Below are 11,427 nucleotides of genomic sequence, written 5' to 3' on the forward strand. Positions count from 1 at the left end.
ATATGTTTCGAAAAGAGGTTTTGGATAACGGTACACCGGTTCTTATGGAAAAGGTTACCTCGGTTCGTTCGGTTTCTATTGGTGTTTGGGTCAATGTAGGCTCGAGGGATGAGCTGGACAAAGAACACGGGATCAGCCATTTCATTGAACATATGTTCTTTAAAGGCACTCGAAAAAGATCAGCCATGGAAATTGCCCAAGAAATGGATTCCCTAGGGGGGGAGTTGAACGCTTTTACCACCCGGGAACTCACCACATTTTATAGCAAGGTATTAGATGACCATCTTCCCAGGGCAGTGGAACTCTTGGCTGATATAATTCATAACGCTTCGTTTTTAAAAAAGGACATTGACAAAGAAAAACAGGTTGTGATGGAAGAAATACGGATGGTTGAAGACGATCCTGAAGATTTGGTTCATGATCTTCATACGCAAAATGTTTGGAAAAGGCATCCGTTGGGGAGATCCATCCTTGGGACCCATCAAACCATTGAAGGTATTTCAAGGGAGCAAATTTATTCTTACATCCATCGACATTATCATCCCGAACGAACCGTCATATCAGTTGCTGGGAATTTTCAATTTAGCCCCCTGATGAAACTTTTAAAACGTCATTTTAATAAGCCCGCTGGAAGACCCTTAATTGAACTCCACCGTGAAAGCCCTCTTTTTGGAGGGAAGGTCCTAATTAAAAAAAAGAAGTTGGAGCAAATCCATCTTTGTATTGGTCTTCAAGGGGTATCCCATATTCATAAAGATCGCTACGCCATTTTCCTTTTGAATACATTGTTGGGAGGAGGAATTAGCTCCCGTCTTTTCCAAAAGATTCGGGAGGAACGGGGCCTGGCCTACTCGATTTATTCTTATGTGGCATCGTTTAAAGATGTGGGGCTTTTTAATATATATGCGGGAACAGGGACAGCGACCGTCGCGGAGGTAATTCGTTTGATTCTCAAGGAGCTGCGGAAAATCCGGATTCATGGGATTTTGCCTAAAGAACTGTTAAAAACCAAAAACCATTTAAAAGGAAACCTCATGCTGGGGATGGAAAGCATGAGTAGCCGAATGAGCCGGTTGGCTAAAGATGAGTTATATATGGGGCGGTATTTTGGTTTGAAAGATATTTTGCAAGAAATTGACACGGTCACCCCTGAACAAATTCATCGGCTGGCGCGGGAACACTTTTCCAAAAAATATCTTTCCCTTACCGCCATGGGACCTCTTTCCAATGGCGCAATTCCTAAAGAATTGACCCTTTAGCCCATCCCTTCGTTGCCATGTTTTGGAGGACCTGTCGATTGTAATTATTGGCGAATCAACCTTTGAACCATTCCTCCCGTGTTAATCTTACCTTTTTCAACCATCTCACCATGAAAAAATACTGGACTGTTTTTAGAATCAATTGGCAAAACTCCCTGGAATATAGGGGACCCACTTTAATCTATATCCTGGGAAACCTCCTTTATATCGTTGTTCTCCTTTATCTATGGAGTTCCATTTATCGGGATGGGGGGCAATTGGGTGATTATTCTCTTTCGGAGCTATTTACCTATTATATTCTGCAATTGATGATCAATAGTTTGGTGCTTTCCTATGTGAGCTGGGAAATTGTGGATCAAATTCGAGAAGGTTTTTTTTCTAACTTTTTGGTCAAACCCATGGATTATCAGCACTATTGGTTTACCATTAATCTCTCAGGGAAAGTTTTGGAGGGGTTACTGATCTTTGCTGTGGTGGGAGGAATGAGTTTTGTTTTATTCCCTTATGTTTTTTTGCCCTCCCAGTTTCTCAGTGTGGTGTATTTTTTCATAGCCTTAGTCCTTGGGTTGGTCCTTGCCTTTGAATTTGATTTTTTTATTGGATTGATTGCTTTTTGGCTGGTTCAGGTAAGGGCCTTTAAATATATGCTGCAATATATCATTTTCTTTTTTGCGGGCGCGGTTTTACCCCTTGACCTTTTTCCTGGAGTGCTCAGAACCTTTGCGGATTGGCTTCCATTTCAGTATTTGGCTTTTTTCCCTATTCAAATTTTCATGGGGAAAGAGGAAAATCCGTTGGGTGGATTTTTCATTGCTCTTTGTTGGATTATAGGTCTTTATCTTTTTTCTCGTTTTGTTTTGTCTCGGGGAATTCGCAAATATGAAGCAGTGGGGTATTGACATGGCAAAGACGATTTGGTGGTATTTTCTTTTATATGGGTCTTTTTTGCGGCACAATTTAAAAAATGAAATGGTATACCGCGTGAATTTTATCATCTCTATTGGAATGGATATTTTTTTCATGGTTGTGAATGTTATGTTTTTTGCAATTCTTTTTAGTAATGTGGAAAAGATTGGAGGGTGGAATTTCCATCAAACCCTTATTCTGGTGGGAAGCGTCGGTGTGGTTCGACAAATTGCCTATATGACTTTTCGGCAGGGCTTTTTAGAGCTTGGGGATTACGTTCGGACAGGGGAATTCGATGGGTTGTTGGTAAAGCCCATGGCGGCCAATGCCAACCTTGCTTTTCGGCATGTTTCCGTTACCGATAGTTTGGGGGAAGGGATCACGGGTTTTTTATTGGTGGTTTATGGGTTTTTTAACTTAACCCAACCCAATTGGATCAGCATACCTTTTTATGGGCTCATGTTGGTAAATTCTTTGGCCATTTATTATGCTTTTTGCCTGACCATTAATAGTGCAGTTTTTTGGTTGGTGAAGTCTCAAGAACTCAATACGGTTGTTTATTATTTTATGGATACTGCTCGGTATCCCAGAGAAATTTACCATGGGCTTGGAAAAGCCTTTTTTACCTTTATTATTCCAAGTAGCCTGATTGCTACCACCCCGGCTTCCATTCTGGCCGGGCGAATGGATTGGGGCCTGGTTTTTCTTTCAATCCTTGTGGCCACTGTTTTTTTATTGATCGGGAGCACTATCTGGAAATTGAGTTTGCGACGATACAGTTCTGCGAGTAGTTAATCCTTTTTAAGTTTTTCCCATCCTGAAGGTTCAATAAGGGAAAGCAAACCCGCTGGTTGGGGTTTTCCAGCTTGGGAAAATGTTTATCTTTTAGCGATTGTGGACAAGGGCAATGAATAATGCCAGTGATTGAAATCAAAAATCTATCAAAATCCTTTGAAACCTACAAAAAAGAGCCCGGGCTCCTTGGTTCTATTAAAGGCCTTTTTTGGAGAGAGACCTTTCAAAGAAAGGCTGTAAAAGATGTTTCTTTTTCGTTGGAAGAGGGAGAATTGGTGGGATTTTTGGGACCCAACGGTGCAGGAAAGACCACCCTTTTAAAAATCCTTTCAGGGATTTTATACCCTTCATCAGGTGAGGTTCGGGTTTTGGGTTTTACTCCCTGGAACCGTGACCGTGATTATCAGCGGCAATTTTCAATTGTTATGGGACAAAAAAACCAACTTTGGTGGGATCTTCCTGCACGAGAATCCTTTGCCCTGAATCGTGATATTTATCAAGTCGATCCCGTGGTTTTTGAGAAAACACTTGAGGAGCTGGTCCATCTTTTGGATCTTCAAGAATTGTTGGATATTCAGGTTCGGCAACTTTCTCTAGGCCAACGAATGAAATGTGAGTTGGTGGCGGCCTTACTGCACCAACCACGCGTCCTTTTTCTGGATGAGCCCACGATAGGTTTGGATGTCATTTCCCAGGAAAAGATCAGAGATTTTGTGAAAGAATATAATCGTTTAAAAAAAACAACCGTTTTACTGACCAGTCACTATATGCGGGATGTGGAGCGGCTTTGCGATCGTGTTTTGGTGATAAATGATGGAAGCATTGTGTATGATGGCCGTTTAAAAGACTTGGCCGACCGGTATATAGACCATAAGGTCATTAAAATGCAATTTTCCGAACCCATAACCTTTGATGGTTTTTCTCGTTACGGAGAGATGGTGGATTATGATCCACACCAGGTGATCCTAAAAGTAAAAAAAGGGGAGGTAGCTAAAACCACCCATATCCTTTTAGGGAACCATCCCATTGAGGACCTGTCCATTGAAGAAGTTGAGATTGAAGAAGTCATTCGAAAAATTTTTGTTGAAAAAATCTAATCATATTAAAAGTTAATTTTCCGTGCGGTTTAAACCTTAGAACCTTAGGCCTTCTTATTCAAGACGGTAAGGGTTTCCTTTCCAAAGACGCTAAAACAGAAAACCCAAGAACTCCCTTATTACTAATGTTTTCCATCCGGGTTTTTTCCTAAGCCCCTATTTCTGGGGGTTTTTAAACAATTCATTGTAAAATTCATTTCCTTTTTTTTGTTATAATAGCCTTTTTAAATTGTGAAGAAACTAACCCTCCTTTAGCATTCTCTTTTTTTTTACCCCTTTGGAAAAGGATGAGGATTGATTTTTATTTGACTTATTATTTATACTTTAGGGTGAAAATTATAAGGTACAAAAAAGACTGAAAAGGGAAAGAAGACCACCCCATGACATCTAAATTTTCCCCATTTTCAACCCCAGGGTTTGGAGAAGGCTTTGTTTCAGATCCATTTGCGGAAAAAATTCCCAAAGCCATTATTGAAACCACCAGCGGTTTTATAGGTGATGAATTTTTCCGAACCTTGGTGAAAAATCTAGCTTCATTGCTTGAGGTTCGCTGGGGTTTCATTTCTGAGGTTTCGGATATAGAGGGTAAAAAAGTCCGGTTAATTACCATTTGGTCAGGCTCCGAGCATGGACACCCCTTTGAATATGAAACAAAAGGGACTCCTTGTGAGCATGTGGTGGCCCGAAACCTGGCCTTTTTCCCCTCCCGGGGTCCAAGAATTATTTCCTTCAGACCAATGGTTAAGGAAAGCTCAAGTGGAAGGTTATTTGGCCATCCCTCTCAATGACCCCCAGGGAAGGCCTTTGTGGCATTTGGGTTAGGGGGAAAGTTTGACACCAACTTTCATAATTCCAAAGGGGCATAACTCGTTGTAAAAATTCCCCTCAAACCTGAAATAGTGAAAAAGATTTAAAGGTTTCTAAAAAGGATGATTACTTTTTTTTTTCAAAAATAAAGAATAGGTTAGCAGGAAAATATTTTCCCTTTAAGGAAGATAAAATCATGATTTCCAGCAATGACTGTTTTTTTACTGAAAAGGCTGCTCTTTTAGCCATCAATTAAAAAAATTAAACCCTCCATCCTCCCAGGTCTTGGCCAGTCTCGTGAAAAATCCCCGTCGTGACCAAAAATATCGTCCCCAGGAAGTTTTCCTGTTTTTCTATTGTAGCCATGGGTATTGGGAAAAACAACCGAGTTTCATTTTTTTTTCCGATAAGCTTTGGGAAAATGGTTGTGACCAGGAATACTTGAACCAAACAAAAAGCCATTGATGTGAATTGTAATTGGACGGATTTTATTTGTAAAATAGCAAGAAAATGTAGGGTAGATTTTTCTGGACATATCCTGGGTTAAAATTTTGCCTAATTAAGGAAACCCCGTACCCCTGTAGATTTTAAATAGGACTTCCTTCTTGAAAGGAAAAAGGAGAACAAAATGACCCCAAAAGCCCAATTCCCCAAAGAGCAAAGCCAAGCGGGTGCATTTATACGTCAGGAGGATGCCTTTCAAAATTGGGTCACTGAAGATGGGCGTTTTGGGTTTCCAGCGGTAAAAGGACGCTATCATCTTTATGTCTCATTGGCTTGCCCCTGGGCTCATCGAACCATCATTCTGCGCAAACTTAAAAAACTGGAAGGGGTGATTGGGATGACCGTTGTTGATCCCATCCGTGATGAAAAAGGGTGGGCCTTTCGAGATGGAGCCGGTCATTCTAAGGATCCGATCAACGGTTTTCATTTTCTCCGAGAAGCCTATACCGCAACGGATCCAAACTACCAGGGACGTGTGACCGTTCCTGTTCTTTGGGATCAGGAGACTCATCGCATCGTCAGTAATTCTGATGATGATATCATGCGTATGTTCAACAGTGAATTTAACCGGTTTACCGAATCCAAACTCGATTTTTATCCCCAAGGCTTCCGCAAGGAGATTGATAAACTGAATCGTTTTATTTACGAAAATATCAATGACGGGGTATACCGGGCGGGTTTTGCGACCTCCCAAAAAGAATACGAAAAAGCGGTTTTACGCCTTTTCGACGCCCTTGAAAAACTGGAAACTACCTTTGCCCGTCAACGCTATTTATTGGGGGGCCGTTTAACCGAGACCGATTGGCGGTTATTTGTGACCTTAATCCGTTTCGATCCCGTTTACCACGGTCATTTTAAATGCAACCTTCGTCGGATTGCGGATTATCCCAATTTGTTTGCTTACCTCAGAGATTTGTATCAGTTCGATGGCCTATCCGATACGGTGAACTTCGATCATATTAAGAGGCATTATTACTTCACCCATAATGACATTAATCCGACCCGGATTGTCCCTTTAGGCCCAATACAAGCTTTGGACTCGCCACACGGGAGAGAACGGTTGGGTGGGGATGGGGTTGAGGGGAATGAATTGTATTAAGGGTCTTCGTGTAATCGAGTGGGTAAAAACTGTTAAAAAGTGTTTAAGGTCCATACAGGGCAAGGGTCAAGTCAAAGTCATTCTGTGGTTGAAGCCTTTGAAGTATTAGAGGTTCCTGCAAAATCCAGTTCGTCATTCCCGAATGTTTTTATCGGGAATCCAGGATTCAAAAAATCAATATCTTCTGGATTCCCGCTTTCGCGGGAATGACGGGAAGGGCCTGGATTTCCGCTTTCCCCTGCCTGCAAGTGCCCGCCGGACAGGCGGGTAATGATAAAATTTACCCACTCACTTCCACGATGAGCCTGTATTAAAATAAGCGGCAATTGTTCGTTTTATTAAAATTGAAAAGGTTCCGGTTTCACCTGACCCTTGATTCTCATTTCTTTAACTGTTACATTTCCTGAGCAATGTCTCCAAACCCCCCCCAGAGGTTTAAAAACTCTTTTACCGGGTTGGATTTTACCGATCAACGCCTGGTATCCGATGTGGACTACCTGGAAGACCTTTTAGGGCTCGTCATATTAGAGCAAGGGGGGGGAAAACTTAGGGTTCGTGTTGAACAACTCCGAAAATTGTGTTTGGAACTGGAAGCCAAATATTCCTTAAAAAAAGAAAAATCCCTCCTAAAGGTTATACAAAAACTCGATCTTTCTACCGCCATACACATGGTTTCTGCTTTTGAACTTTCTTTTAACTTGCTTAATATTGCGGAAGAGAATTTTGCCATGCAAAAAAGGCGGAAACTGGAGCGAGGCTTAGAATTTGTGGAAGGGTCTTTGGAGGCTTTTTTTGCAGATCTTCAAAAGAAAAAAATTCCCATCCAGAGGGTTTTGAAACAAATTGAAAAATTACATGTAAGACCGGTTATCACGGCCCATCCCACTGAAGCGAAGCGCCAAACTGTACTTGAAAAACACCGGAAAATTTATCTGCTTATTTTTAAAAAAGAAAATCCCCTTTGGACCCCTCGGGAAAAGGAACAGATTGATCAAAACATTTTGAGTGAAATTTCAAAGCTTTGGCAGACCGGAGATATTCATTTGGTGCGGCCTACCGTGGCGGAAGAAGTTCAAAATGGACTTTTCTTTTTTAAAGAAACCTTTTTTTCTGTAATCCCGTTGTTGTATGAAGAAATCCGAAAGCTAATCCAACAAAGGGAACCTGCTTTTACCGGACATCTCCCTGCATTCCTGAGCTTTGGATCATGGATCGGGGGCGACCGGGATGGAAACCCTTCTGTTTCTTCCGAAACCACCCTGTGGTCCCTTCGGGCTCAAAAGGACCTTGTTTTCAATCTTTATCGGGAGGTGGTTCAAAATTTGATTATGAGCCTAAGTCCTTCAAACCTCTTGATCTCCATCTCAGAGGGGTTAAAACAATCCCTACAAGCGGATGCACAAATGGCCCCGAGGCTTGCGGAGAAAATTCATCAACGGAACCCTTACGAACCTTACCGGCAAAAACTGGGATTTGTTTTAAACCGGTTGATGGCCACACAGAACTCACTTGAATTTAGGCTCGGGGGGGATCGGGTGAGAACGGAGGACCCTGAAATTCCCCCCTATGATTCCCCCCGGGGTTTTGTGGCTGATTTGGAATGTGTTCAGAAAAGTCTTCGAGAAAACCGTGGTGGCCGCCCTGCTGATTTGGAAATAGAAGCGTTGGTTATCAATGCCCGGGTTTTTGGGTTCCATTTGGCCCGGCTGGACATTCGTCAAGATGCAAGCTTGCATCGAAAAACCATGGCGGAAATTTTTCAAAATGTTGGAATTGATAATCGGTTTGAAGAAAGGAGTGAAGATGAAAAGATCAAAAGGCTGACCCAGGAGCTTCTTACCCCACGGCCTCTTCTTCCTTATGACCTTACCCTGACCCCTGAAAATCAAGAGGTTCTGGATACCTTTAGGGCTATTGGAAAAATCGTTGAGGTCCTCCCGGAGGGACTGGGGGCCTACGTGATCAGCATGGCGGAGGGGGTGAGCGATGTTCTCAGCGTTCTCCTTCTTGCAAAACAGTTTGGTCTGTGTTTATCCGCTGATCCATCCAAATTGGATGCTGTTCCTCTTTTTGAGACCTTTTCTTCTCTTCAGAGGGCGGATCAGATTATGAACGCACTTTATCAGAATCCTGCCTATCGAAAACACCTTGAAGAGCGGGAAAAAGCCCAAGAAGTAATGTTAGGTTACTCGGATAGCACCAAAGATGCTGGAATTTTATGCGCAAACTGGGAACTTTATAAAACCCAAAAAACCCTTTCAGTATCCGCAAGGCGCCAAGGGGTTCATTTGATTCTTTTTCATGGACGAGGGGGTGCCATAAGCCGGGGGGGAGGGCCTACCCATCGCGCCATTCTTGCCCAACCGAAAGGGACCGTGAGGGGGAGAATCAAAATCACGGAACAAGGGGAGGTTATATCTTCAAAATATGCCAACCAGGGAACTGCGCTTCACCATCTGGAGCTTTTGGTGACCGGTGTTTTACAGGCCAGTGTTTCCACCGAAGAGCCAAACCGGTCCTCCAAAAAACAAAATAATAAAGAAGATCGCTGGGAAAAGGTGATGGAGGAGCTTTCCACAATTTCCTACCGTTTTTATAAAGAGGGTTGTGATGAGAGAATGTACCGGTATTTTAAGGAAGCAACACCCGTTACGGAAATTGCTCGGATGAAAATCGGTTCGCGTCCCGCTTTCAGGAGGGGGGAAGAACGGTTTGAAGATCTCAGAGCCATTCCTTGGAACTTTGGGTGGACCCAAAGCCGGCATTTATTAGGGGGATGGTTTCCTCTCGGCTCCGCATTTGAGGCCTATCTCCATCCTTCTCCGAGGAAACGTCTGGCTTTGTTATCTGAGATGTATCGCGAATGGCCTTTTTTCTATAATCTGATTGATAATGTTTCAATGACCTTAGCTAAATCCAACATGCACATTGCGGAAGCCTATGCTCAATTGGTCAATGATACCCGCTTACGAAAGGAAATTTTCGGAGAAATTCGCGATGAGTACAATCGAACCGTCCAAATTTTGAAGAGGATCACGGGCACACGAGAGGTTTTGGATAATGATCCGGTTTTAAAACGGTCGATTCAATTAAGAAACCCTTTTATTGATCCCATCAATTACCTTCAAGTGAATTTGTTAAAGAAGCTTCGATCGGGTTCCAGGTCCGATCAGAAAAAACTGATTCATGCCATTCTCATGACAATTAATTGCATTGCCTCAGGGATGAGGAATACGGGTTAGAGTTCTCAAAAGCCAAAGGGGTCTTGAAGCCGATTGAAAACGCGGAATAAAAAATTTCCGGGGCATCGTCAACCCTTTACAGGGGCTTAGGAAAAGACTAAGATAAACCCGTTTAAGGTTTCTCCTGTTTTATTGGGGAATGAGGAGAGGAGAAGCCAAGAAGTTTTTTTAATTCGAAATTTAAATTCCTGTTCGTAATAAAAAGGGAAAAATGAAACGTTTCTTTCCACGAAAAAGGCTTTTTTTGACCATTACCGGAATGGGTCTGATTCTAACCTTCTTATTGATGTTAGGAGTTTATTTTCCCGCCTTGGGAATAGCCAAAACAGGTAAAATGTTTATCTTTGACCGGTTCAACAAAACCTATCAAGACCTCACAGCAGAAATAGGTTCGGTTCAGCAAGGCCCCCTCATGATCCAGTTTAAATCTCCCCGGCAGCTGATGACCCTGAAAAAACATTCCTTGTTCCTTCAACCTAACCAGGATGAAACCCATCAAGCCAACCTGCAATTGGAGTTTCAAGGATCGGGTAACTTGGTGGCGGAGGTTGGTTTGGCGGGGTTGAATAGCCAATTGGAGGACCAGGTTCTTGTTCCCCTTCAGAAAAAAGTGTTGAACGCCAGAGTCCGTTTGGTTCGAACCGAAGGAGGTTACCGTTTAACGACGATTTCCCTCCCCAAACAGCTAGATCTGGAGATCCGTTCTAACCTGGCTTCCCGATTGGTGGGTTGGTGTTTTCAGGTTTCTTTGGTGCCTCTATCGGTTTTGGACTGTAACCAGCTTGATCGGAAGCTTTCAAAAGTGGTTTTTCCTCTGACCCCAAACCAGTCTTATTTTATTTCCAATCAAGATTTAACAACTGAAGAACGGCAAGAGATTGATGCCTACCTTGGAGTTTCAAAAAATGATACGGGTTAGATCAAGAGGATAAAAATTTATTAAGTTAAGGTTTTCATATTCTTTAAAACAATATTGGAGGGAAGGGGAGAATGAGACGCTGGGCAATCATATTTGTTTTTATTATAGGGTTTGGTCTTGGCTTGAGTGGGCCCATTTTGGCACCCCGTTATTTGGGTCCCTACCTCCCCCAGTTTGTTCAAGGGAAAACCGAGGATGTTAAAGGGAAAGTAGAACAAAAACAGATGGAGGAGGAGGGTTTGCTCATTACCGTTTCAACAGATCAGGGTGCCATTTTAGCAAAATTCAAACAAAAGGTTGCGGAAATTAACCTGCTCGTAAAAGAGGGAGATACCATTACCTTACGATTAAAGGGTTATGAACCTTTCGTTAACGATCCCACTGTTGTCAAAGTAGAGAAACGAAAAACCTCACCATTGCCTTCAAGCAACGAAACAATGCCTTCCTCCAATCAAAATGAAAGTTTTTAAATAAATTGGACATACCCCCCCATCCAATTATAAAAAAATTCTCCTTTTTTTCTCATCGATGAAAATGAATAAAAAATACAGGCTCATCGTGGAAGTGAGTGGGTAAATTTCGTCATTACCCGTCTGTCCGGCGGGCACTTGCAGGCAGGGGAAAGCGAAAATCCAGGCCCTTCCCGTCATTCCCGCGAAAGCGGGAATCCAGAAGATGTTGATTTTTTGAATCCTGGATTTCCGATAAAACCATTCGGGAATGACGAACTGGATTTTGCAGGAACCTCTAATACTTCAAAGGCTTCAACCACAGAATGACTTTGACTTGACCCTTGCCC

The 11,427-nt window shown here is 42.5% G+C and carries 10 protein-coding genes; 9 read left to right on the plus strand and 1 reads right to left on the minus strand.

Going from position 1 to position 11,427, the window contains the following annotated elements; all coding sequences use genetic code 11:
• Window positions 1–2 precede the first annotated feature (2 nt).
• The 6 genes from VGB26_12910 to VGB26_12935 all read left to right on the plus strand — a co-directional run bounded on the left by VGB26_12910 (window position 3) and on the right by VGB26_12935 (window position 6,467).
• On the plus strand, window positions 3–1,259 hold the full coding sequence (locus VGB26_12910; GenBank protein ID HEX9758675.1) for a pitrilysin family protein: 1,257 nt from the start codon (window positions 3–5) through the stop codon (window positions 1,257–1,259).
• Between the two features lie 62 nt (window positions 1,260–1,321).
• Window positions 1,322–2,158, plus strand: a complete 837-nt coding sequence (locus VGB26_12915) for an ABC-2 family transporter protein (protein ID HEX9758676.1) — start codon at window positions 1,322–1,324, stop codon at window positions 2,156–2,158.
• A 1-nt stretch (window position 2,159) separates the two neighbouring features.
• Complete coding sequence (locus tag VGB26_12920) at window positions 2,160–2,960, plus strand: ABC-2 family transporter protein (protein ID HEX9758677.1); 801 nt, start codon at window positions 2,160–2,162, stop codon at window positions 2,958–2,960.
• Window positions 2,961–3,079: 119 nt separating this feature from the next.
• Window positions 3,080–4,057: an ABC transporter ATP-binding protein gene (locus VGB26_12925; protein HEX9758678.1), complete on the plus strand. Its 978-nt coding sequence runs from the start codon at window positions 3,080–3,082 to the stop codon at window positions 4,055–4,057.
• A gap of 380 nt (window positions 4,058–4,437) precedes the next feature.
• Window positions 4,438–4,845: a hypothetical protein gene (locus VGB26_12930; GenBank protein ID HEX9758679.1), complete on the plus strand. Its 408-nt coding sequence runs from the start codon at window positions 4,438–4,440 to the stop codon at window positions 4,843–4,845.
• Between the two features lie 647 nt (window positions 4,846–5,492).
• On the plus strand, window positions 5,493–6,467 hold the full coding sequence (locus VGB26_12935; GenBank protein HEX9758680.1) for a glutathione S-transferase family protein: 975 nt from the start codon (window positions 5,493–5,495) through the stop codon (window positions 6,465–6,467).
• A 77-nt stretch (window positions 6,468–6,544) separates the two neighbouring features.
• Here the strand turns inward: VGB26_12935 and VGB26_12940 are convergent, their stop codons facing one another.
• Window positions 6,545–6,793 (minus strand): hypothetical protein, encoded by a 249-nt coding sequence (locus tag VGB26_12940; GenBank protein ID HEX9758681.1) that lies wholly within the window; start codon window positions 6,791–6,793, stop codon window positions 6,545–6,547.
• A gap of 84 nt (window positions 6,794–6,877) precedes the next feature.
• Between VGB26_12940 and ppc the strand changes: the two genes are divergently transcribed.
• The 3 genes from ppc (at window position 6,878) to VGB26_12955 (ending at window position 11,098) form a co-directional block, all read left to right on the plus strand.
• Window positions 6,878–9,709: a phosphoenolpyruvate carboxylase gene (gene ppc, locus VGB26_12945; protein HEX9758682.1), complete on the plus strand. Its 2,832-nt coding sequence runs from the start codon at window positions 6,878–6,880 to the stop codon at window positions 9,707–9,709.
• Window positions 9,710–9,920: 211 nt separating this feature from the next.
• The gene (locus tag VGB26_12950; GenBank protein HEX9758683.1) at window positions 9,921–10,628 is read left to right on the plus strand and encodes a hypothetical protein; all 708 of its coding nucleotides are present in this window, start codon (window positions 9,921–9,923) and stop codon (window positions 10,626–10,628) included.
• A 71-nt stretch (window positions 10,629–10,699) separates the two neighbouring features.
• Window positions 10,700–11,098: a hypothetical protein gene (locus VGB26_12955; protein HEX9758684.1), complete on the plus strand. Its 399-nt coding sequence runs from the start codon at window positions 10,700–10,702 to the stop codon at window positions 11,096–11,098.
• The last annotated feature ends 329 nt before the right edge of the window (window positions 11,099–11,427 follow it).

The organism is Nitrospiria bacterium (assembly GCA_036397255.1).
Lineage (GTDB): Bacteria > Nitrospirota > Nitrospiria > DASWJH01 > DASWJH01 > DASWJH01.